22 protein-coding genes are annotated in these 22851 nt (G+C 63.1%); 4 read left to right on the forward strand and 18 right to left on the reverse strand.

Annotated features, from left to right (window positions below; all coding sequences use genetic code 11):
* Nucleotides 1-732: 732 nt before the first annotated feature.
* From nadC to JJB74_RS09895, 4 genes are all read right to left on the reverse strand, one after another.
* The gene (gene nadC / locus JJB74_RS09880; RefSeq protein WP_200591681.1) at nucleotides 733-1599 is read right to left on the reverse strand and encodes a carboxylating nicotinate-nucleotide diphosphorylase; all 867 of its coding nucleotides are present in this window, start codon (nucleotides 1597-1599) and stop codon (nucleotides 733-735) included.
* Nucleotides 1596-2729: a quinolinate synthase NadA gene (gene nadA, locus JJB74_RS09885; RefSeq protein WP_200591682.1), complete on the reverse strand. Its 1134-nt coding sequence runs from the start codon at nucleotides 2727-2729 to the stop codon at nucleotides 1596-1598. Before nadA ends, nadC begins: the two co-directional genes overlap by 4 nt.
* Nucleotides 2730-2758: 29 nt before the next feature.
* The gene (gene nadB / locus JJB74_RS09890) at nucleotides 2759-4366 is read right to left on the reverse strand and encodes an L-aspartate oxidase (RefSeq protein ID WP_200591683.1); all 1608 of its coding nucleotides are present in this window, start codon (nucleotides 4364-4366) and stop codon (nucleotides 2759-2761) included.
* A 143-nt stretch (nucleotides 4367-4509) separates the two neighbouring features.
* A complete protein-coding gene (locus tag JJB74_RS09895; protein WP_200591684.1) occupies nucleotides 4510-4878 on the reverse strand; it encodes a hypothetical protein in 369 nt (122 codons plus the stop codon).
* Nucleotides 4879-5059: 181 nt separating this feature from the next.
* Between JJB74_RS09895 and JJB74_RS09900 the strand changes: the two genes are divergently transcribed.
* Together JJB74_RS09900 and JJB74_RS09905 are read left to right on the forward strand one after the other, a co-directional pair.
* Complete coding sequence (locus JJB74_RS09900) at nucleotides 5060-5902, forward strand: leucine-rich repeat domain-containing protein (protein WP_200591685.1); 843 nt, start codon at nucleotides 5060-5062, stop codon at nucleotides 5900-5902.
* 155 nt (nucleotides 5903-6057) lie between these two features.
* Nucleotides 6058-7026: a threo-3-hydroxy-L-aspartate ammonia-lyase gene (locus tag JJB74_RS09905; protein WP_200591686.1), complete on the forward strand. Its 969-nt coding sequence runs from the start codon at nucleotides 6058-6060 to the stop codon at nucleotides 7024-7026.
* A 319-nt stretch (nucleotides 7027-7345) separates the two neighbouring features.
* Here the strand turns inward: JJB74_RS09905 and JJB74_RS09910 are convergent, their stop codons facing one another.
* From JJB74_RS09910 to JJB74_RS09945, 8 genes are all read right to left on the reverse strand, one after another.
* Nucleotides 7346-7678: a hypothetical protein gene (locus tag JJB74_RS09910; protein ID WP_200591687.1), complete on the reverse strand. Its 333-nt coding sequence runs from the start codon at nucleotides 7676-7678 to the stop codon at nucleotides 7346-7348.
* 128 nt (nucleotides 7679-7806) lie between these two features.
* Entirely contained in the window at nucleotides 7807-8250 is a 444-nt protein-coding gene (locus JJB74_RS09915) for a hypothetical protein (RefSeq protein WP_200591688.1), read from the reverse strand.
* Nucleotides 8251-8512: 262 nt separating this feature from the next.
* Nucleotides 8513-9766: a C45 family autoproteolytic acyltransferase/hydolase gene (locus JJB74_RS09920; protein ID WP_200591689.1), complete on the reverse strand. Its 1254-nt coding sequence runs from the start codon at nucleotides 9764-9766 to the stop codon at nucleotides 8513-8515.
* A gap of 316 nt (nucleotides 9767-10082) precedes the next feature.
* A complete protein-coding gene (locus JJB74_RS09925) occupies nucleotides 10083-11501 on the reverse strand; it encodes an amidohydrolase family protein (RefSeq protein ID WP_200591690.1) in 1419 nt (472 codons plus the stop codon).
* A gap of 154 nt (nucleotides 11502-11655) precedes the next feature.
* A complete protein-coding gene (locus JJB74_RS09930) occupies nucleotides 11656-12465 on the reverse strand; it encodes an ABC transporter permease (RefSeq protein WP_200591691.1) in 810 nt (269 codons plus the stop codon).
* An 11-nt stretch (nucleotides 12466-12476) separates the two neighbouring features.
* Complete coding sequence (locus JJB74_RS09935) at nucleotides 12477-13307, reverse strand: ABC transporter ATP-binding protein (protein WP_200591692.1); 831 nt, start codon at nucleotides 13305-13307, stop codon at nucleotides 12477-12479.
* 38 nt (nucleotides 13308-13345) lie between these two features.
* Entirely contained in the window at nucleotides 13346-14389 is a 1044-nt protein-coding gene (locus tag JJB74_RS09940) for an aromatic ring-hydroxylating dioxygenase subunit alpha (protein ID WP_200591693.1), read from the reverse strand.
* Nucleotides 14390-14492: 103 nt separating this feature from the next.
* Nucleotides 14493-15494: an ABC transporter substrate-binding protein gene (locus JJB74_RS09945; protein WP_200591694.1), complete on the reverse strand. Its 1002-nt coding sequence runs from the start codon at nucleotides 15492-15494 to the stop codon at nucleotides 14493-14495.
* Between the two features lie 569 nt (nucleotides 15495-16063).
* Between JJB74_RS09945 and JJB74_RS09950 the strand changes: the two genes are divergently transcribed.
* Complete coding sequence (locus JJB74_RS09950; protein WP_200591695.1) at nucleotides 16064-16399, forward strand: CzcE family metal-binding protein; 336 nt, start codon at nucleotides 16064-16066, stop codon at nucleotides 16397-16399.
* Nucleotide 16400: 1 nt separating this feature from the next.
* Here the strand turns inward: JJB74_RS09950 and JJB74_RS09955 are convergent, their stop codons facing one another.
* The gene (locus JJB74_RS09955) at nucleotides 16401-17606 is read right to left on the reverse strand and encodes an NnrS family protein (RefSeq protein WP_234484078.1); all 1206 of its coding nucleotides are present in this window, start codon (nucleotides 17604-17606) and stop codon (nucleotides 16401-16403) included.
* Nucleotides 17607-17814: 208 nt separating this feature from the next.
* On the opposite strand from JJB74_RS09955, the gene JJB74_RS09960 reads away from it, so the two are divergent.
* Nucleotides 17815-18030: a heavy-metal-associated domain-containing protein gene (locus tag JJB74_RS09960; protein ID WP_200591696.1), complete on the forward strand. Its 216-nt coding sequence runs from the start codon at nucleotides 17815-17817 to the stop codon at nucleotides 18028-18030.
* Between the two features lie 38 nt (nucleotides 18031-18068).
* Here JJB74_RS09960 and JJB74_RS09965 read toward each other — a convergent pair whose 3' ends face one another.
* The 5 genes from JJB74_RS09965 to JJB74_RS09985 form a co-directional block, all read right to left on the reverse strand.
* Nucleotides 18069-18839, reverse strand: coding sequence for an ABC transporter permease (locus tag JJB74_RS09965; protein WP_407672305.1), 771 nt, complete (start codon nucleotides 18837-18839; stop codon nucleotides 18069-18071).
* 10 nt (nucleotides 18840-18849) lie between these two features.
* Nucleotides 18850-19635, reverse strand: a complete 786-nt coding sequence (locus JJB74_RS09970) for an ABC transporter ATP-binding protein (RefSeq protein ID WP_200591697.1) — start codon at nucleotides 19633-19635, stop codon at nucleotides 18850-18852.
* 85 nt (nucleotides 19636-19720) lie between these two features.
* Entirely contained in the window at nucleotides 19721-20755 is a 1035-nt protein-coding gene (locus JJB74_RS09975; RefSeq protein WP_200591698.1) for an ABC transporter substrate-binding protein, read from the reverse strand.
* Between the two features lie 87 nt (nucleotides 20756-20842).
* Complete coding sequence (locus JJB74_RS09980) at nucleotides 20843-21973, reverse strand: porin (RefSeq protein WP_267913149.1); 1131 nt, start codon at nucleotides 21971-21973, stop codon at nucleotides 20843-20845.
* Nucleotides 21945-22691, reverse strand: coding sequence for a GntR family transcriptional regulator (locus JJB74_RS09985; RefSeq protein ID WP_200591700.1), 747 nt, complete (start codon nucleotides 22689-22691; stop codon nucleotides 21945-21947). Before JJB74_RS09985 ends, JJB74_RS09980 begins: the two co-directional genes overlap by 29 nt.
* Nucleotides 22692-22851: the final 160 nt, after the last annotated feature.

A 22851-nucleotide genomic window follows, 5' to 3' on the forward strand; every position in this document is an offset into this window, starting at 1 on the left:
CGGCGTCTGTCTGAGCGAAGCGCAGCGTAGCGAGTTTAGCCGCGCCCCGCTCCGGGCATCGACGGCACGGGAACCCCGCGCAGCGGGGCGCAATCTCCGGGGCGCCTTTTCTTGCCTACTTCTTTTGGCGCGCAAAAGAAGTAGGCCGGCTGCCGGGCCGGGACCCGGCTAGGTCGAGGGGGCGCTAAACGTTTTGCATCACCGGAGTGATGTCGTTGAAGGGGCAGGTTCTTGCCTTGGTCGTCGTCGCGTAATCGAGGCTTGGATTGAAAGGCCCGCCCGGTCGAAATCCGAGGCCCGATGACCCAAAAAGGCCAGCGCACTTGGCGAGCAAGCCGGGTCCCGGCCCGGCAGCCGGGTTACTTCTTTTGCTCGCCAAAAGAAGTAACCAAGAAAAGGCGACCCGGAGATCGCGCCCCGCTGCGCGGGGTTCCCGTGTCGCCGAACCCTGAAGCGGGGCGCGGCTAAACTCGCTACGCTACGCTGCGCTGCGCTCAGACAGACGCCGCACCTTATCCGCTTCAGGGCCCGGCGCCACGGCGCGATCAACGGGATTAAAAGCAACGGCAACGGCAACGGCAACGGCAACGGCACTGCAACTGCAACTGCGGCTACAAAGGCGAAGTCACGAGTGTCATGTGCAATAGACCCGCGCGGCGTGCGTTCTGTCGCATCGACTTGCGAACGCCATGCAAGATGTCACGTGCTGGATCGCGCCCGGTGATCGCCGCCTTAATCGATGATGCGCAGCGAATAATCGGTAGCCTGCACATCCTTGGTCAGCGCGCCGACCGAGATGCGATCCACGCCGGTTTCAGCAATGCCGCGCAGCGTTTCCAGATTCACGCCACCCGAGGCTTCCAACAGCGCCCGCCCCGCGGTCAGCGCGACGGCGTCACGCATGCCCTGCAGATCGAAGTTGTCGAGCAGGATCGAGGTCGCGCCGGCTGCGAGCGCCTGCTGCAATTCATTCATGTCTTCCACCTCGATCTGCACCGGCGCATTGACCTTCATCGCCGCGGCGGCCTGCAGCGCCGCGGCTACGCCGCCGGCCGCGGCGATATGGTTTTCCTTGATCAGGATGCCGTCATACAGCGCCAGGCGTTGATTGCCGCCGCCGCCCACGCGTACCGCGTATTTCTGCGCCAGCCGCAGGCCGGGCAGCGTCTTGCGGGTGTCCAGCACCACGGCTTTCGTACCGGCGATGACCTCGACATGGCGTCGTGTCGAAGTCGCCACCCCGGAAAGCAGCTGCAGGAAATTCAACGCGCTGCGCTCGGCCGTGAGAATGGCGCGGGCCGGGCCTTCGATGGCGCAGACTTCGCTGCCGGCTGCCATCTTTTCTCCCTCGGCATGCTTCCAGCTGATGCAGATGCGCGCATCGACCTGATGCATCACCGCTTCGAACCAGGGTGCGCCGCACAGCACCGCGTCCTCGCGCACGATCACGCGCGCCTTCGCCATCGCCTTCTCCGGCACCAGCCGGCCGGTGAGGTCGCCGCTGCCGATGTCTTCCAGCAGCGCGGCCCGGATGTTGGCTTCGAAGGCGGCCTTCAGCGCGGCATCGAAAGGCGCATACGGATTTTTCAGCGTGCTCATGCCGGCCCCACTCCGGAAAACAATGCCGCTTCCTTGCCCAAGTCCGGCCCGGGGCGCACCTGCGCGCGGCGCGCCGCGGCGAAGTCCAGCATGCGGTCTATGCATACGCGCGCCTTACGGCCCGTCTCGGCATCAACATGGACCTCGTTATGTCCACGCTCCAGCACCGCGGCCAGGTTGCGCAAGCCATTCATCGCCATCCACGGGCAATGCGCGCAGCTCTTGCAGGTGGCGCTGTTGCCGGCGGTGGGCGCGGCGATGAAGGTCTTGCCCGGCGCAGCCTCGCGCATCTTGTGCAACAGGCCCAAGTCGGTGGCGACGATGAATTCGGTGGCGTCCATGTCGCGCGCCGCAGCGATGAGTTGCGAGGTGGAGCCGACCGCATCGGCCAGCGCCGTCACCGCGGCTGGCGACTCCGGATGCACCAGCACCTTCGCGCCGGGATGCTCTTTCTTCATCAGCTCGAGTTCGATGCCCTTGAATTCATCATGCACCAGGCACGAGCCCTGCCACATCAGCATGTCGGCGCCGGTTTGGCGCTGTATGTAGCTGCCGAGATGCCGATCCGGCGCCCACAGGATCTTCTTCCCCTGTGCATGCAGGTGCGCCACGATGTCCAACCCGATCGACGAGGTCACCATCCAGTCCGCGCGCGCCTTTACCGCAGCGCTGGTGTTGGCATACACCACGACGGTGCGGTCCGGATGCGCATCGCAGAAGGCGGCGAATTGCTCGGGCGGGCAGCCGAGGTCGAGCGAGCAGGTCGCATCCAGGTCGGGCATGAGAACGGTCTTGTGCGGCGACAGGATCTTCGCGGTCTCGCCCATGAAGCGCACGCCCGCGACCACCAGCGTCTGCGCATCGTGGTCGCGGCCGAAGCGCGCCATCTCCAGCGAATCGGAAACGCAGCCGCCGGTTTCCTCGGCCAGGTCCTGCAGATCGGCGTCGACATAGTAATGCGCGACCAGCACCGCGCCGCGCGCCTTCAGCAAATCGCGGATGCGCGCCTTGAGCTGTTCACGCTCTTCGCGGCCCGGCTGTTCGGGCACGCGCGCCCAGGCGGAAGCGGTCGAGCAGGCGAGGCCCAGCGGCGCATCGAATTCATAGGTCTTGATGTTGGAGTCCGACATGTTTGCATCCATGGCAGGTTGAATAAGGTTCAGGCTTCGCGCGGCGCCGGCGTGAGCACCGTGGGCAGCGCCTTGGGGAGGGTATCGCAGTGATCGAGGCTGTAATGCAGGCCGCGGCTTTCATTGCGCAGCAGCGCGCTATCAACAATCAACGATGCGACCACGACCAGGTTGCGCAGCTCCAGCAAGTCCGGCGTGATGCGGAAGTTCGAATAGTATTCGTCGATCTCGGCTTTCAAGAGGCGGATGCGTTCGCGCGCGCGCTTCAGGCGCTTCGTGGTGCGCACGATGCCGACGAAATTCCACATGAAGCGGCGCAGCTCGTCCCAGTTCTGCGCAATCACTACTTCCTCGTCGGCGTCGGTGACGCGGCTTTCATCCCATTGCGGCAGCGAAGGAATCGAGGTCCGGGGCTGCGCCGCGATATGCTGCGCCGCGCCGCGACCCAGCACCACGCATTCGAGCAAGGAATTGCTGGCCAGCCGGTTTGCGCCATGCAGGCCGGTGCAGGCGGTTTCGCCGACGGCGTACAGGCCGGGCAGGTCGGTGCGTCCGGCCACATCAGTGACCACGCCGCCGCAGGTGTAATGCGCCGCCGGCACCACCGGAATCGGCTGCTTCGTGATGTCGATGCCGAATTCCAGGCAACGCGCCAGGATGTTGGGAAAGTGTTCGCGCAGGAACTCCGGGCTTTGATGGCTGATGTCGAGGTCGACATGGTCCAGGCCGCGCTTCTTGATTTCATAGTCGATGGCGCGGGCGACGATGTCGCGCGGCGCGAGTTCGCCGCGGCGGTCGTGGCCGGGCATGAAGCGCATGCCGGCCGCCGGACCGGCGCTTTCGGGCAGCTTCAGCACGCCGCCTTCGCCGCGCACCGCTTCGCTGATCAGGAAGGACTTTGCGTACGGGTGGTACAGGCAGGTCGGATGGAACTGGATGAATTCCATGTTGGCCACGCGGCAGCCGGCGCGCCAGGCCATCGCGATGCCGTCGCCGGTGGCGGTGTCGGGATTGGTGGTGTACAGGTACACCTTTCCGGCGCCGCCGGTGGCCAGCACCGTGTTGCCGGCGGCGATCGTCAGCACTTGGCCGCTGGCCACATCCTGCACATAGACGCCGACGCAGCGGCGTGCGTGCGATTCGCCAGGCAGCGCGGCGCTGGTGATCAGATCGACCGCGATATGCCGCTCCAGCAGCGTGATGTTCGGATGGGAGCGCACCCGCTCTTCCAGGGTTTCCTGCACCGCGCGCCCGGTGGCGTCGGCGGCATGAATGATTCGCCGCTGGGTGTGGCCGCCTTCGCGGGTGAGGTGATAACCGAATTCGGCGGTGGCGTCCGGCGTGAACGGCACGCCCTGTTCGATCAGCCAGTCGATGGCCGCGCGGCCCTGGGAGACGATGTGGCGCGTCGCGGTTTCGTCGCACAGGCCGGCGCCGGCTTCGAGGGTGTCGGCCACATGCTCGTCGATGCTGTCGCCGGAATCGAGCACCGCGGCAATGCCGCCCTGGGCCCAGTTGCTCGCGCCGTCCGGCAATTCCCTCTTGCAGATCACCGCGACCTGATGATCGCGGGCCAGGTGCAGCGCTACCGACAGGCCGGCCAGGCCGGCGCCGATGATGACGACATCGAATTTCATGAGGAGAAGATGCTATCCGCCAGGTTGATCGTCGCGGCTGGAAGCATTGCTGCCGGCTCCCGGCCGCGGAAATCCGGCATTGTAGCGCCGCGCGTGGGCGACGCTACTGCCATTTGCCCAGCGTCGGCGCAGCCTGACTGCGATCAACGACGATCTTCGCCGCGATGCCAGCCGTTGTCGTGGTGCTCATGGCGCTCGTAGCGCTCATGTTCCCGCCATTCATGCTCGCGCCGCTCACGTTCGCGCCATTCACGCTCGCGCCGTTCACGTTCATGCCATTCGCGCTCGCGCCAGCCGGGGCCTCGTTCGACATAGACCGGCCGCGGTTCCACATACACCGGCGCCGGCTGCACCACCACTGGCGGACGCGGCTCCACATAGATCGGCGCCGGCGCCACCGGCACGCCGATATTGACGCCGACATCCACATGCGCGGCGTTTGCCGGGGCCATGGCCGCCATTAGTGCCGCGCCAGCCAGACTTGCCGCGATCCAGGAAATCAATCTGTTCATGTTTTTCTCCGTTGAACACATGGGTATTAAACATTCGGATACCGAACATAACCAGTGCGACGCCGTAAAGCAGGTAACGAAATGTTTCGAGATGGCAGTTTGATGGTGGAACGCCCGACATCCTTTTGCCACGAACCGCATCCTGCCGACCATACGGGCGGCGCAAACAGAGAAAATTGATATGGACAACTCGCCACGCAATACACGTAGCGCTCCGAATCTGAAGCGCAGCTACGAATCTTTCAACCAAACCGAGAACGACGCGCCGCAGCAGGCTGGGCCGGACGAAATTCCCGTCGTGCTGGAAAAGTTGCTGGCAAATAAGCTGAGCGCATCTGGAAAATTGATGATTGATGGGTCAATCGGTGACGGTGAACTGCTTGAACTAAGTGCCTGGATCGCACAGTCCCCGTCCCAAGTGAAAGACATCGAGATCGACCTTTGCGTGGACAGTGACTACCTTGCAGGTCTACTGATCGCACTGGGGGAAAACAACAAAGTGACTACGCTGAATCTGACTGGTGGCCACATCAGCAAAGAAGTGTGCGCGGCTTGCGCCCAAATGCTGCACATGAACGCGTCCATTGACGTTCTGCGCATTGCCGGAAACTGGGCAGACAGTGACAGCATATGTCTCGTATTTCAGGGGGTGGAAAACAACAAGACGCTCAAGACACTCAGCATTGAAAACCCGGAATTCGGGAAATACGGCATGGAAGCCTTGGCCGGAACGTTGAAATCCAACCGCAGTATCAAGACGCTCTGTTTGATGGAAATTCCAATCAACACTGTTGCAGCGGAATCGCTCGCAAACGCGTTCAGAGACAACAACGTATTAAGCAAGGTCGTCATTGTTCGGAGCGGAATAAGCACAGCCGGCATGAAGAAATTGTTGGAAGGCATCCTGGAAAGCCAATCACTGACGCGCATCACGATTCCTGAGCGCGCCTTCGAGGAAGAGGACGAAGCTCGCCTTGTTGAGGTGTTCCGCCGTAATCAGCAGAGAAACGAGCAAAGCGAGTAACAGACAGTCGAGCGCCGCTACTCTCCGATTGAAACTTCAAGCCGTTTCTCTCTGGCCGCGAGTGTAGTGAATCTCATGCATGCCTTGGCGGCAGCGCACGATCGTAATAGTTTCTGTCACAATTCGAGCCTACTCGCGCTACCGCCAATCACTTCATGAATCTGCCTCCTCTCCCTGACTTCAACGACGTGCGTGCCGCCGCCAACCGCATCCAGGGGCAAGCCCACCGCACTCCCGTCATCACTTCACGCACCGTTAACGAAGCGCTCGGCGCGGAAGTGTTCTTCAAATGCGAGAACCTGCAGCGCATGGGCGCCTTCAAATTCCGCGGCGCGTTCAACGCGCTGTCTCGCTTCGATGCGAGGCAGCGTAGCGCCGGCGTGGTCGCCTTTTCCTCGGGCAATCACGCGCAGGCGATCGCGCTGTCAGCGCGTATCCTCGGCATTCCGGCCACAATCGTGATGCCGCAGGATGCGCCGGCGGCGAAGATTGCCGCCACGCGCGGCTACGGCGGCAATGTGGTGCTGTACGACCGCTATACCGAAGACCGCGAGCAGATCGGCCGCGACCTGGCGCAACAGCATGGCATGACGCTGATTCCGCCATACAACCATCCTGACGTGATCGCCGGACAGGGCACTGCGGCGCTGGAATTGTTTGAAGAAGTCGGCGCGCTCGATGCGCTATTCGTGCCTCTCGGCGGCGGCGGCCTCATTTCCGGCAGCGCCCTGGCCGCGCGCGCAATGGCGCCGGATTGCAGGGTGTACGGCGTCGAGCCCGAGGCCGGCAATGATGCGCAGCAATCCTTCCGCAGCGGCAGCATCGTGCACATTGACACGCCGAAGACCATTGCCGATGGCGCGCAGACGCAGCATCTGGGCGACCTCACCTTCGCGATCATCCGCCGCGATGTCGACGATGTGCTTACCGCTACCGACGCGGAACTGGTCGATTGCATGCGCTTTGCCGCCGAGCGCTTGAAGATGGTATTCGAGCCGACCGGCTGCCTTGGTTTTGCCGCGGCGCGTCGCATGCGCAACGAGCTCGCCGGCAAGCGCGTCGGCGTGATCATCAGCGGCGGCAACGTCGACCTGGACCGGTTCTGCGCGCTGCTGGCGCAGTAGCGCTGGCTTCACCGTCGAAAGCAGATGCGGAAGTGGATGGCTGTTGAGCCGTTCACACCGCTGTTTGCCGCCCGCTACGCTCGCAGAAATGCGCGTCGCCCCGGAAGAAGCTGGTTACTGGGGGCAATGTTCAACAGGTTTCGCGGATGGCGCTCGGCAAAGCGGCACGGCATGCAACGTGCTCGCCACCTTGGAAGGCTTCACATCGATGCCCACCGGAAAAACGTTGGCCGCATGCCTCAACGGCGGCGGCGACATGGCGGCCACCATCGTTGGATAGCAATACGCTGTAAGGGGGAGCGCGTTTCGGGCGCGCGGCTCAGGCGGCGATTCTTTGCGGCTGGTATTTGCTGACGACGCGATCGATGGCGGCTTGGGCCTGCCTGATCGCATGCGCCTTTTCATCGTTTTCTCGGGAAACCGCGGCTCGGTCTCCGCGGCGCGCCGCATGGTCGGCGGCGTCAATCACTTCGCGCAGAAGCAGTCGCAGTGCGGCATGGCTCTTTTCCGCTTCTGCATGGACCTGCTGATACAGCGTTTCACCGCGCGCGGCGTCATTGTGCTGATCGAGGACTTTTCCGCAAAGCGTTTTGGCCCGGTGGTCCAGCGCTTGCACTGTCAGTTGCGCGAGTTGTGTGATTCCGAGTTTCATTGAAGTCTCCGTGTGGAATGTCGGTCTGCCAGTAACGCCCGACATCGGAAACGGGTTAGCAGTTATAACAAATTCTTACACTTTTTCCCGCCGGGAAAGATCGGATGCCGTTGCGGCCTGCGCACCATCTATCGCGCCTGGGTCAGGCAGCGCATGAAAGCCGGCATGTCATCGAGGTTTTCCACGTCTTCTTGCGTCAAAACGTTTTCGCTGCTCATCTGTGGCGGACGCCGCCAGACGCTGGGCGCGGCGGCCAACGCCGTCTCGGCAACCGGCGGAAGCGCCTGCGAACGCGGCGTCGCACTCGTTTCCGTTGCGGTCGCCACGGGCATGGCATCAACCTGGGCAAGCGCCGCTTCGGTATCGGGGCTGTCCACCGCAATCGGATATTTCAGCGAGGAATAAAACTTCAAGTCCTGGTCATTCAGGCAGAGATACACCTTGCGGTTGCAGCCGTTGCAATGGCGAACCGCATCGGAAAACGAGGTTTTCAGGCGGCTCCAGCTCGTTGGGCAGCGCGACGAAGACGAGCTGCCAGGGCAATTCTTGATGAGGAAATCGGGGGCGGACATGAATGAGGGCGGGATGGATCGCAAATGCGGATGCAATTCTACACATCGCGCCCCTCCCCAAGGTGGCGTCAAGCCGTGCCTGACCAGCGCACCCGCAATTTATTCCAGAATTTGATGCGGAGAGGCAACATTGGCGTCTGCGCACATCCACCTATGCCGTGGGGCCGTACAAGAAAGTCCATTCTGTGGCGGATGTACCAGAAACTGGAGCGATCACCCTCGTGCCGCAAAAGGCGAAGGCGAAGGCGAAGGCGAAGGCGCCTCAGCTATTTTTCGCAAGCAGCAGCCCGGACAACGGAATATCGATCCAGCGACCGCGTCGTTTCAGCGTGGTCAGCCGCAGGCGCAATGTTTCGGGTTGACAGACGATCTGAAACAGCGTGCCGTCCACCCGCGCGCCGCCGTCGCCAATTTCCACGTCCATCAGGGCGCACATGCCGTCGAGGTCGATCGCGCCCCTGCGCCCTTCGGCAATGTTCAGCAGGTTGTTGAGCCTGGCGATACTGCCGCCGGGAATGCTGCCGCTTGCGCCGTCGCCTTCGCTGAACGGCGCGAGTTCCCATCCCTGCGGCACCTGGAAATAGTGATTGGTCTGCGCCATCAGACCCTCGGTCTGGCGCACATACGGCGCATGCGGCACGCGCTCGGCAACATTCCATTGATAGCAGCGCGCCTCGCGGCTGTCGGCCACGCCGATGTTATGCGAATAGACCGGCAGATTGGCGCGCATCCACGTATCCGCTTCATCCATGGAGCCGGCGCCGGCAAGCAAGGCCATCAGCATCGCATCGTCCCGCACCCAGGTGCGCATGTTGTAGTGGTCGCCAGTGGCATAGAAGCCGCTCGCCAGCCTGTCATGCTGAGAGCAATCGTTTTCTTCAACGAAGATGCCGCGCGCATTGATGCCGGTGGACGCGTAGATGCAGCCGGCCCAGGTGCAGATCGCGAACGGTATTGAGCCGTCATCGGGATGGAACACGGTCACGACCACATGCTCGTCCAGCGCGGCGAAGGCCGCGGTGTAGTCGTAGTTGCGACCGTAGACGAGGCGTTTGTCCACGCTGTAGTCACCCCACACGGATACGCCGGAGCAGCGCGTTTGCGGATAGATGCCGGAGCCGAAGATCAGGATCATTTCCAGCGCATTGGCTGCCTTGACCTGGTCCAGAGCCAGTCCCGAGGTTTCGGCCATGCCGACGAAGAATTGCTGCATGCCCTGCGGGTAGGCGGCATGGATTTCCTCGATGATGTCGCGGTTCATCCTGCCGCAGCCGCGGTTGTATTGGTCCTCATACGGGGCGACCATTCGATACGTCGCCCGGATGCCGTCAGCGAAGAAGGCGCCGTATTGCCGGCCCATCTGGCGCCAGCTGCCGGCGAGCACCGCGACCGGCACGTCTTCGAACAGATATTTGCGGCCCGCTTCGAAGCGGCTATGCGGACCCGGATCGGTATTGCCGCCACAGCCTGCAAGCAGCAGCGCGGACGACGACAGCAGAAACTTTCTTCTATCCATGATTTGCCCATTCCTCCATTCGCAGCGTCGCCGCATGCGATGCGGTCATCGCTCACGGCGCAAGTACAGAAAGGGCAATCGGTTAGAAGAAGCTGAAAAGACGTTCAGGGATGGTGATTGGAGGCGCCGCGTAAGTTCGGTAGAAGCGTTTTTGTTCTTTTATGAGCTAGATGAAATTCGCAAATCGAACGATTGTCCAAATATGACCCAGCCGGGGAGGCAGGCAAAGCGTGGGAAAGCACTGCGCATGCGCCATGCCGTACGCCGGCTCCGTCGCCCGCTCACACGCGCCGGCGACGGAACTGGCGCCATGCCATCATGCCGCGAGCAGACGTTTGGTCGCCGCACGCGCCTGCGCCGCCAGCTCACGCAGATCGACGCCGGGAATCGCGTCGTCCGCAACCACGCGCGCGCCGCCGACGAACAAGGCCTTCAGATATGGCCTGCCACCGGAAGCGATGGGACCGATCGCGATGTCATGCAGGCCGAAGTAGCGCGGATCGTCGAGCGACCAGATCGCCAGGTCGGCGGCATTGCCCGGCGCCAGGCCGGCGAGACCGGACAAGCCCAAGACGCGCGCGCCGCCGCTGCTGCCCCAGCGCACGACGTCTTCGATCGACGCCGCATCGGCGCCGCCTTCGAAGTCTCCTCCGGCATGCGTGGCTCTGGCCGATTCGCCACGCCGCGCGCGCTGCATCAGCCAGGCGGCATGCAGCTCGGAAATCATGTCGGCCGCTTCATTCGACGCCGCGCCATCGACGCCAACCGACACCGCCGCGCCCGCATCCTCGAGCTGCCGCACCGGCGCAATGCCGCTGCCAAGCCGGCCATTGCTCTGCGGGCAGTGCGCGATGCCGGTGCCGGTCGCGCCGAGCAGACGGATCTCGGCATCCTCCAGCTTGACCAGGTGCGCGAACCAGACGTCGCTGCCGAGCCAATCGTGTTCCCCGACGAACTCGACCGGCGTCATGCCGAAGCGCTCGCGCGCGCCGTTCGCATATTCCACCGTCTCGGAGAGATGACTGTGCAGCCGGATGCCAAGGTGGCGCGCGCAGGCCGCCGCTTCGCGCAACTCGCCCGGGTCCATCGAATGCAGCGGCGTGGTCGGCGCCAGCACGATGCGGCGCTTTGCGAACGGCGAGGCATCGTGATAGCGGCCGGCAAGGCGCTCGATATCGGCCAGGTAGTGCTCCAGCGTCTCCGGGCGCAGCGAGGCCGGCAGCGATGCTTCCAGCGCGCGTGTTTTCGTGGCGCCGCCGCGGCACAGCACGAAGCGCAGGCCCAGCGCCTCGGCTTCCTCGAACAGGATCGCGGAAGTGTCATAAGGCATGCCCGGGTAGTACAGGTAATTGTGATCGGCCACGGTGCCGCAGCCCGAGCGCAGCAGCTCCACCAGGCCGATGCGCACCGCAACCCGGAACATCGCTTCATCGAAGCGCGGCCGGAAGCGGTAAGGCGTGGCGCCCAGCCAGGGCGTCAGCGCGAGGTCGATGCCCTGCGGATCGCCCTTGAGCAGCGACTGGAACAGGTGGTGATGAGTATTGACCCAGGCCGGATACACGACGCAGTCGCTCGCGTCGACGATGGATTCGCCCGGCGCGGGCGTGAGCTTGCCCATCGCGGCGATCTTGCCGTCAGCGATGCGGATGTCCGGGCCGGGATGGCGCGCGGCCGCGCCGGGCAGGCCGGTCATGACGGCGGCGACGTTCTGGATCAGGAAGGAGGGAGATGTCATGGGAAACAGGATCGACAGGGATGAGCGGATGAAGATGGACGGAGCCTGCGAACGATTGCGTAGGTTGGGCTGACGAAGGAAGCCCAACGGAAGTCCGCACGGGATCAGGCTTCATGTTGGGCTTGTCAGCCCAACCTACGGCGAGATGGAGGCTTCAAGCCTCCATCTCGCTCTCGTGCCAGCGCGACAGACAGGCCCGCGACAGCAAGCCCATCAGCCCAAACAGCAGCACACCGGTCACGGTAATCAGGAACAGCGCGGCGAACATGCGCGGTATGTTCAATTCGAAGCCGGCCTGGAGCAGTTGATATGCCAATCCGGTACTGGTTCCGCCCGTGCCGGCGACAAATTCGGCCACGACCGCGCCGATCAATGCCAGCCCCGAGGAAATACGCAGTCCGCCGAAAATGCTCGGCAACGCGCTCGGAATGCGCAGCCGCACCAGCGTTTGCCAGCGACTGGCGCGGTTGAGCCGGAACAGATTGAGCAATCCCGGATTCACGCTGCGCAAGCCCAGCACTGTGTTCGAGATGATGGGAAACACCGCCATCATCGTTGCGCACAGCGTGAGCGCAATCGCCGGGGTCTTGACCCAGATGATGATCAACGGCGCAATCGCGACGATGGGCGTGACCTGCAGCAGGATCGCATAGGGAAACAGCGCCGCTTCGAGCACGCGGCTCTGCACGAAGAGGAAGGCCGTCAACACGCCAAGCCCCACTGCCAGCGAAAAGGCGAAGAAAGTGATGCGCAAGGTGACCAGCAATGCATGAAACAGCAGGCTCCAGTCGGCGAACAGGGTATGGCCAATCGCCGATGGCGAAGGCACCAGGTAGACCGGCACCTGCAACAAGGTGCACAGCATCTGCCATACGAGCAGCATCAATGCGCCGACCGCAAGCGGCGCAGCCATGCGGCGCATGCGCGGATCGGCCAGCAGCGGAGGCCTGGAAGCGGGGGACATGGTGTTCTCCTTCAATGGGCGGATGTCTGATTGGCGGCAACCAGCAGGTCCGACAGCTGCTTGCAATAGCCAACGAATTGCGGTGACACGCGGAAGTCTTCATCGCGCACTGCCGGGCCGTCGATAGGCACATCGGCAATCACGCGACCCGGCCGCGCGGCCATCACCACCACGCGCGACGACAAATACACCGCCTCGTAAATGCTGTGGGTGACAAAGACCACGGTGAGATCGCGCTGCGACCACAGCGTGCGCAGATCCGCATCGAGCTTGTTGCGGGTGAACTCATCGAGCGCGCCGAAAGGCTCGTCCATCAGCAGCAGATTCGGCTCGGTCGCCAGCGCCCGCGCGATCGAGGCGCGCATCTGCATGCCGCCGGAAAGCTCGCGCGGATAGACCTGGCCGAACTTCGACAGGCCGACCAGGTCCAGCGCATCACGCACGCGCGCATCCGCCTGTACACGCGGCACGCCGGCCAGATCCAGCGGCAGCCGCGCATTGTCGGCCACGCGCGCCCAGGGCATCAGCGTGGCTTCCTGGAACACCATCGCCAGCGTGCGGCCCGGCGTGTTCACTGAAGCCATGTTGCTGCCCCACCAGCGCACCTGTCCCGCCGAAGGCTGCTCGAGGCCGGCGAACATCTTCAGCAGCGTGCTCTTGCCGCATCCGGACGGACCGAGCAGCGACACGAACTCGCCGCGGCCTATCGCCAGCCGCACGCGGTCCAGCGCGTGGGTACCGTTCGGGTAAGTCTTTTCCACGCCATTGGCCAGCAACACCGCATCCTTTGCCTCGCCCTCGGTGGCGCTCCTGGCAAGCAGTTCAGCTTCTTCACGTTTCATCGTCGCTTCCTTGCCGGGCGCACCCGGCTGTTGCGGTTTCATTGCGCAGCGGTCCCGGGTCCGGACGCTTCGAACACTTCTTCCTCGCCGTGCTGCTCGAGCAGTTCAAGCAGCATGCGCCGCATCAACAGGCCCGGCTTGTCCGACTCCATGTGGAATTCGACGCGGCGGCGGGTATCGATGCAGGCGTCGTACTCGGTCGCTTCGAGGATGTCGCGGTCCTCGTTCGTGATCGGCCTGTCCCAATCGATCAGTTCCTGCGTCGAGCAACTGGCCTCGTCATCGTTGCGGTACAGCCATTGCGCCAGCATCAGCGTCTTGTCGTCGATGGGCGTGGCGCAGTTGTAGATGATGTGATGCCGGTTCGATGCCGGATACACGCAGCCGAAGCGGCGCGAGAACGGCAGATACCAGCGGTTGGTCAGGTGCCGCTCCGTGATCGCGTCGGTGGTGCCGGTGATGCGAAAGCTTTCCGGCGGATTGCGGATCGGCACATGGGTCTCGGCTTCGAAGCCCCAGTCGTTCGGCCGAAAGTCGTATTTCGACGGCACCGGGTTATCGATCAAACCGAAATTGGCCTTGTGCACAAAGCTGAAATGCGAATTGTCGAAAGAGTTTTCCATCACCCGCAGCGGGCTGGTGTTCCACTTTTCATAGAACTGCAGGATGCGGCGATAGGCCGGATCGCCATCTTCGGGGAAGTCGGGAATCGGCTGCAGTGGGTCTTCCAGCGCGACCCAGACATAGCCATATTTCTCCTGGCAATGAAACGAGGGTACTTTCGCGCCGGCAGGGATCGCGCTGTTCGGACTCTGCGGGATGCGCACGCAGGCGCCCGAGCAGTCATAGGTCCAGCCGTGGTAGCCGCAAACGATGTTGCCGTTTTCGACGAAGCCCTTGGACAGCTTCGCGGTGCGGTGGCAGCAGCGGTCGCGCAGCGCGGCCGGCTTGCCGTCGGCGCCCTTCCAGATCACGAGGTTTTCGCCGAGCAGCGTGAACGGTTGCGGCCCGTCGTCGAGCATGGACATCGGCATCAGCGCGTACCAGAAACGGCGCAGGACTTTCTGTTTGGTGACAAGCATGGGGTACTCCAGGATTGCGGCTTCATTGAAGCCGGGGCCGGCGCGCCAACACGGTCGCCTTCGCCCCATGCGACCGGCATGGTTGCCGGCCGCATCAAAACGCTCAGGGCATGACCTTCAGGTCCTTGACGAACTGGGTGGTGAACGCCTTGTGCCAGTCGGTGTCGGGCTTGAGCAGCTCGGCCGAGACCATGAAGTCATAGGTCTTCTTCCAGCGCGCTTCGGTCATCACACCGATGCCCTGCTTGGCCGCGTCGCCGCCGCCAACGAATTGGTATTCCTTGAGCTTCTCGATCGCATAGGCGATCTGGTCATCCTTCATGTTCGGGTTGTCGGCCTTGATCAGGGCATTCGCCGCCGCCGGATCGGCGAGATAGCTCTTCCAGCCTTCCATGGAAGCGCGCACGAAGCGCGCGACCACGTCCGGCTTTTCCTTGACGAACTTGTCCATCGTGACGATGGTGGTGCCGTACGGCGGATAGCCGTCGTTGGCGAACAGGTAGAAGTTGGCCTTCACATTCGCCTTCATTGCCTGGAACAGCTCGGAAGACGGATAAGCCTGCTGCGCGATGTTGGGATCGGCCATGAAGGGCTGCAGGTTGAAGGTGTAGGGGCGCGACTGCGCATCGGTCAGGCCGTACTTGCCCTTGAGCCAGGGCCACCAGGTGGTGCGGCCCGATGTCGAGACCAGCACGGTCTTGCCATTCTTCAGATCGGCCAGGCTCTTCACATCCTCGTGAGTCATCATGCCCTGCGGATCGGTCTGGAAGCTCGCGGCCACCGTCGTCACTGGCAAGCCCTGCTCTACGCTCTTCAATACCTGCAGGTCATAGCCCATCAGGAAATCGGCCTGGCCCGAAGTCAGCAGCTGCATGCCGTTGACCTGCGGGCCGCCCATCTTGATGGTCACGTCGAGGTCGTACTTCTTGTAAATGCCCTTGGCCACGGCCTGATAGAAGCCGCCATGCTCGGCCTGGGCATACCAGGACGTGAGGAAAGTCACCTTGTCGGCCGCCGCGGCGGAAAGGCTGGCGGCCGCGGTCAGGGAAAGGACTAGGGCTTTTCTCAACGAGAAAAGACGGCCGAAGACAGAAGGTTTGCTCATGATTGCTCTCGCTGATGGCAGGTTGAAGAAAACGGCGTGAAGAGGGTCGGGCATGCCTGGCATGCGCCGGTCAGCCGCATCGCATGGCAGGCCAGATGGCAGGGCGCTGCTGCAAGGGCTTGGGATGGTCGGTTCGATAGGCATGGCTGGCTTCTCCTCATGATCGGAATGGTCCTGGATCAAACGCCCGCATCCGGGCGGCGGACCGATGTCCGCAGGAGCAATGCCCCGCATCCGCATGATGTTGCGCGCCGGATGCTAGCCGCTTCTACTCGTGCAATCACTTTGCAAGCGGCGTGCCAACCGAATCCCCGGCACGGATGAGCAATTGGATTCGGTAATGGTGCGAGAAGCGATGACCTGCGGCCGCCGCGCACAAGGAATGTGCGGTCGATGCACCGCTTTGCTGCGCATGACGCATATCGTGGCGTGTCTGCGCTATGTCATGCGTCTTCGGGCTGACGTATCGCGCTAGGTGACTATGCTGGAATAGCCGCCGGGTGAAGACACGCATGCGCGCCAGCCTTCGTCGACGACAGCAAACCCCATGCTCGTGTCAGGAGGCCATCATGAAAATCCGAAGACTCTCTCCATGGTTCGCCACGGCGATCCTGTCCGTCTGCACCGCCACCGTGGCCGCGCCTGCCGCACGGCCCGATCTGTATGGCAATTCCGTCGCGCCGGCAGCCGCGCAGCGCAGCGTGGTGATTTCACCCGCGACCCGCTTCGTGAATGTGAAGGGCGGGGAAACGGTGCGTTTCGTGGCAGGCGATCAGACATTCGCCTGGCACTTCAATATCGCGTCGAACGTGAGCGCGATCGACCTGCGCATGATTGCCCCGCCGGGGCTGATCGATAGAAAGGTGATGGTGTATGTGGCGCCGGATTTGCGTTACTACCCCTGATTCAGCCCGGCTTGCCATCGGGCCGTGGCGCGCACAGCCGCGGCAGATACAGCGCGAGGTACAGCAGGAAGGCAAGTGACCAGGTCAGCGCGGCCAGCATCAGCGCGCCATCGCGCCACGACACGGGCCCGATCGCGGCTGCCAGACGCGCCAGCGCGCCGAACTGCACCAGCGCATACATCGCCGTCTCGCCGGCGCCGGCGCGCAATGCGGCCCCGGTATGGCCTAGCGCGGTGCGGGTGATCATGCCGATGACCAGTCCCGCCATGGAGCCGACCGCGAGCGCGTGAAACGCGGCGCTGGCGCTGACCACGTCGAGGGCGGACAGCGCCAGCAACAGCAGGCCGACGACGATCCAGGCATAGGACGCATGCAATATCCACAGCAGCGGATAGGCGAGCGTGCGATGTGGCATCCATCCGGCAAGCCGTGTGGCTTGCGCCACGGCGGCCGCTGCCGCGATACCAGCGCATAGCGGGCCCGGCAGGGACAGCGTCCAGGCAAGCGCGGCGCCAATGGTCAGCGCCAACGCGATGCGGTCGCCTCGCGCATCCACCAGCGGCTTCACGCCGGGCAGCGCATTCCCGGTGAACATCGGAATGACGCGGCCGCCGATGGCGCTTTCAATGACGACGATGATCAGAATGGCTGTGTGCACCGGGCGCAATGGCGAGATCTCGATCCATCCGAGCCGCGCGGCATGAAATGCCAGATTGACCAGCGCAAGCAGGCCAAGCAAGGCAACGAGAAACAGGTTGCGCTTGTTGCCGGCCCGGCGCAGCACTCGATACAGCGGCCAGGCTGCCATCGGCAGGAAGGCCAGATCGACGATGGCTGCCAGTGGCGCGTTCAGCAACAGCATGGCAGCGCGTCCCGCCAGCCACAACAGCGCAAGCGCCGCGAGATGGCCATGGCGTGGCGTCCACAAGCCGGTCCAGTTGCGCGCGGCGGTGTAGAGAAAGCCGATCAGAACCGCGACGGCGAATCCATAGACCATTTCATGGGTGTGCCACACCAGGTCGACCCGCGCTGCGCCTGGCAGCTTGCCGTAGTAGCGCAAAAGCCAGACGGGAATGGCCAGCGCGGCGAATGCGGCGCTCAAGAGATAGAAGGGTCGAAAGCCCAAGCCGAGTATCGGGTGTTCCAACCACGACGGTCCGCTGCGCGTTGCATGCGGCAAGGCCTGGTGCTGCGGGTTGGTCATCATCGACTCCTTTAAAGATGCATTTGCTATGCATATTAAACGGGCTCGTTCGGCGCAGCAAGGAGCAAAGCGTCGAATGCGTGATATCGGCACACACGGCGGTTTTTGATCCATGTCATACCGGATCGTGCTTGATGGACCTTAGGATGCGCTTCGCATCGCGGCATTTGCCGCATCAGATGTTTTCGCAATCAGCACAGGGAGCAACAGCATGAAAACCGCAGCCATCAAGGTTGACGGCCTTCTTTCGGAAGCTTGTATTGACAGGATCGAATGGGCACTGAAGGGAGTGACAGGTGTGGAGGATGTCGTGGTCTCGCTGTTTCGCAGTCTCGTGACGGTGCGCTTCGACGAAACCAGGACTTATCCTTCGCGCCTGGAAAGCGTCATCGCGCAAGCTGGATATCTCGCGCACCGCTTCGCTTAGGAGGCGACGATGCGCACGGTCGGCATCGGTCGCACTTGCTAGTTCGCTTCCTTGCCCCGATGCGCCCAGCCCGTGGTGCGCTTCTCGACGATCGCAAACAGCTCGTACATCGCCATGGCCATCGCGCCTATGGTCACCAGCCCGGCGAAGGCCAGCGGCATGCGCATCGACGAGCCGGCCGAGACCAGCAGGTAGCCGATGCCTTCGTTGGATGCAGTCATCTCTGACACCGTCGAGCCAACGAAGGCCAGCGTGATCGCCACCTTCAGCGACGCAAAGAAGAAGGGCATCGCGCGCGGCAGGCCGACCTTGATCAAGACGTCGGCGCGGGTTGCGCCAAGGACGCGAAGCACATCTTCCAGCTCGGGCTCCAGCGTGGCCAGGCCGGTGGCGATGTTGACCATCACCGGAAAGAAGGAAATCAGAAAGGCAGTCAGGATCGCCGGGCCGACGCCGATGCCGAACCAGACCACCAGGATCGGCACGAAGGCCGCCTTGGGCAAGGCATTGAACGCGGTCATCAGTGGATACACCGCGGCATACAGCAGCCTGGAGCTGCCGATCGCTGCACCGAGCAGCACGCCGACGACGACCGCGATGGCGAAGCCTGCCATCGTCACCCAGAAGGTATGCCAGGCATGCTCGGCGAGCGGGCCGGCGAATTCCACCATCGCGCCCATGATGGCCAGCGGGCTCGGGAAAATGAATTCGGATACAGCGAGCAGGCTGCACAGCGCCTGCCAGATCAGCAGCGTGGCGGCGAGCATGGCCCAGGGGGCGAATTGTCTTGCGGTCTTGGCTTTCATCATCGTGTCTTCCTCAGGCGCTACGTACGCTGCCGATGCGCTCTCGCAGTTCATGCACCAGCGCGCTGAAGGCTTCGGTATAGGTGACATCGAGCTCGCGCGGCCCGGGCAGCGGATTCTCGCGCCGCGCGACGATGCGCCCCGGACGCTTGCTCATCACATAAATGGTGTCGGCCAAGTAGGCCGCTTCGCGCAGGTCGTGCGTGACCAGGATCACATTGAAGCGCTGTTCGGCATGCAGATCGCGCAGCACGCACCACAATTCCTCGCGGGTGAAGGCGTCGAGTGCGCCGAATGGCTCATCGAGCAACAGCATGCGCGGCTGATGGATCAGCGCGCGGCAGATCGAGGCGCGCTGCTGCATGCCGCCGGAAAGCTGCCATGGATAGTGCTTCGCATGCGCGTCCAGCCCTACTGCCTTCAATAGCCGCATCGCATGCTCGACATATTCACCGCGCCTGCGCTTGAACTCGCTGCGATACGGTTCCACGATCTCCAGCGGCAGCAGCACATTGTCCAGCGTGCTGCGCCAGGGCAAAAGCGTCGGCGCCTGGAAGGCCATGCCGACGAACTTCAGTGGGCCGCTGACCTGTTGTCCCTGTATCGTCACGCTGCCGCGGGTGGCGCGCTTCAAACCGGTGGCGAGTTTCATGAAGGTGGACTTGCCGCAGCCCGAAGGTCCGACGATGGCGATGAATTCCCCGGCGCGCGCCGAGAGCGTGATGTCCTCGACCGCGAAGGCCGAGGAGTCATCGTAGGAGAGATAAACCTGCTGGAAATCGACGAAGGTGGCGGACATGACGGTTCTCAAGGGCGCCGCGCCATGTGCATGGTCGCGGCAGTGCCCGGGGTAGTACAAGGGATACGCGGCTTAGATACGCGGCTTATTTCGGGAAGACGTTGAGTTCGGCCCTGGTTGGCAGGAAACTGCCGTTCCATACCGCATTGGGATCGACCCGGTTCTTCGTGCCATAAGCATCCGAGACCTGCGAAGCCATCAGCGCCAAGCGCGAAGGCGACACCTGGCCAAAGCCTTCGGCGCGCGCGTTCGGCGTATTGATGGTGCTCTTGATGACCAGCTTCAGCCGCCGCGCTTCGAGCTTCTCATCGATCAGGCTGTCGCGCTCCTTGATCACCTTGACCGCCGCGTCCGGATCGGCCATCACGTCTTTCGCCGCCCTGGTGAAGGCGCGCAGAAAGCCTTTCACCGCATCCGGGTGCTGTTTGATCATCGCGTCCGACGCGATGATGGCATTGCCATACAGTTTCACGCCGTAATCGGGATAGGGCATCACCACCACATCCTCATCCTTCACGCCGCGGGCATTCAGATTCAGCAGCGAGGTGAAATAAAAGCCGGCGATCGCATCGACGTCGCCCTTGACCAGCATCGTCTCGCGCAGCGGCGGATCCATGCTGACCCAGGTCGACTTGCTCGCATCGATGCCATTGGCCTTGGCGAAGATGGGATAGGCGCGGCGACCTGCGTCGAACACGGGCGCGCCGAGCTTTTTGCCGACGAGGTCGGCGGGCTTGGCAATGCCGGATTTCTTCAATGCGAGGATCGCGGCCGGCGTGTCGTTGTAGACCATCATCACTGCCTGTGGCCGGGAAGGCGCGGTCGGATTGTTCGCGGTGAATTCCATCAGCGCGGCCATGTCGGCAAAGCCCATGTCATAGGCGCCCGAGGCCACGCGGTTGACGGCATTGCCGGAGCCGCTGCCGCTGTCGATGCTGACATCGAGCTTCTCCTGCGCGAAGTAGCCCTTTGATTTGGCCATCAAAAACAGCGCGGACGGGCCTTCAAAGCGCCAGTCGAGCTGGAACTTGATGCGGGTTTCCTGGGCCAGCGCCGGCAAGGCAAGCGCGCACAGGCCGAGGCCGGCGACCCAGCGGAGGAGGTGTTTTTTAGCGGACATAAGACTCTCTCGATAGCGCCGGGCGCAAGCGCCCGGCCGGGTGAAGGGGCGTCGCGCGGACCTCGCCCGAGCGCGCGACGCCGCAGCTTAGAAGCGGTGGCGGATACCGAGGCCGACGCTGCCGGCGCGGTCAAAGGTGCTGACCTTGTCCGACATGTAGATGGCGTACAGATCGGTGCGCTTGGACATGTTGTAGTCGTAGCCGATGGACGTGGTGTCGCGCTTGAGATCGGTGCCGACGATGCTGCCCGAGCGGCGCGTCTGCGCATAGTCGAACAGGATCGATCCGGCGCCCAGCGACACCGAGGCGCCCAGGCTCCAGGTCTTGTCGTTCATGTCCTTCGAAGTCGCGCTGTTGTCCTTGGTGTTCTGATAGGACGCGAACACTTTCACGACCTGGAAGTCATAAGCGCCGCCGAGGAACCATGCCTTCTGACGCACGATGGACGAGAAGTTCACCGTGGACGGGAAAGCCGGGGCGCCGGTGATGTCGACGATCGGGTTGTTCGCGGTCGGGTTGCTGACCTGGGTGTCGTGGTAGAAGGCCGTGGCCGTGATCGGGCCGTGGAAGTACAGCGCGTTGATGCCGACGTTGCGCTTGCTGTTGTCGCCGGCGACTTCGCCGAACTGGTAATGCACATTGGCCTTGAAGCCGGCGAAGTCCGGCGTGGTGTAGATGATCTCGTTGCTCCAGCCGCTGTCGGAAGCGGTGGCCGACGGCCAGACCCGGTTGCCGAAGGCGCCGGTAGGCACATACGACTGCAGCACCAGCGGCGAGAAGGTGAAGGAATCGCCGAAGGGGTTGGACAGGATGTATGGCAGGAAGCTCGGCGCCAGGCCGCGGCCCATCTGCACGCGTCCGAAGCCGCCGTTCAACGCGATATTGGCGTCGCGCGAGAACAGGGTGTCGCCGGAGAAGCGGCCCTGCGCGCCGCTGTCGGCCTGGAAGAAGCTGGTCAGCGCGAAGTCGGCGCGCAATCCGCCGCCGAGGTCCTCGCTGCCCTTGAAGCCGAACCAGGACGTGGTCATGCCGCCGCTGTTGACGGCTGCGATGCGCTTGTCGCCGCTGTTGCGCATGCTGCCGACATAGTTGTCGACCGTGCCGGTGAATTGCACGTTGGTGTCAGCCATGGCGTTGGTCCCTGCTATGCCTGCAAGCATTCCCAGAATTGCGTATTTCCTTTTCATCTCAGTCCTTGATGTTGAGTTCGGGCTCATTGCTATGCGCGTCCGGCTGGCCCAGCGCCGTCCGCAAATCGAAAGCTTCATGTTGTGGCCGCAGCATGCGGCAGGCGCAGCGCTCCAGATGCCGCGCCATCGCAGCGCGTGCGCCGTCCACATTGCGAGCGGCAAGTGCATCGACGATGGCGGCATGCTCATCGAAGGAGCAGGGCTGCTGGCTGTCGGCAGTGGAGATCATCAGCGTGGTGCGTGAGACCAGCCGGCGCAGCGTGTCGACCACGAGCATGTTGCCGGCCAGGCGCGCCAGTTCGATGTGGAAATCGGCGGAAAGGCGTATCCAGCGCGGACGATCGCCTCCCATATAGGCTTCGCGCTCGCGCGCGATCAGCTCGCGCAGCCGCAGGAAGTCCAGCTCCTGCGCGAAGCGCGCAACCTTCGCGATCAGCGCTCCTTCCAATGTCTGGCGCAGCTCGAACATGTCGCTTGCTTCCTTGGCGCCTGGTTTGGCAATGCGAGCGCCGCGGTTGCGCTTCAGATCGATCAGGCCATCCGAGGCCAGGCGCATCAATACCCGCCGCACGTTGTAGCGCGCCGCGCCATAGATGTCGGCCAGGCCCTGTTCGGTGAGCTTGGCGCCGGCATGCAGCCGGTGTTCCATGATGGCGGCATACAGTGCGGCATACATGCGGTCTTCCACATGGGCGCGCGCCGCCTGGTGCGCATCTTCGTGGGCGAGAGTGATGGGACGTCTCATGGAACGGAATCCGGGCCTTAAGGAGGCGAATGTTGACAATTCCCGTTAAGCAATCCCTATGCCATCTGTGTTCTTTTGGGCGATTACCGGTCTACTCCCTTGATCGTGCAGTGAAAATATCGGTGCGGATACGGGAAAGCGTCCTGTACGCGTACTGTGC

It is taken from the genome of Noviherbaspirillum pedocola (assembly GCF_016632335.1).
Classification (GTDB): Bacteria; Pseudomonadota; Gammaproteobacteria; order Burkholderiales; family Burkholderiaceae_D; genus Noviherbaspirillum_A; species Noviherbaspirillum_A pedocola.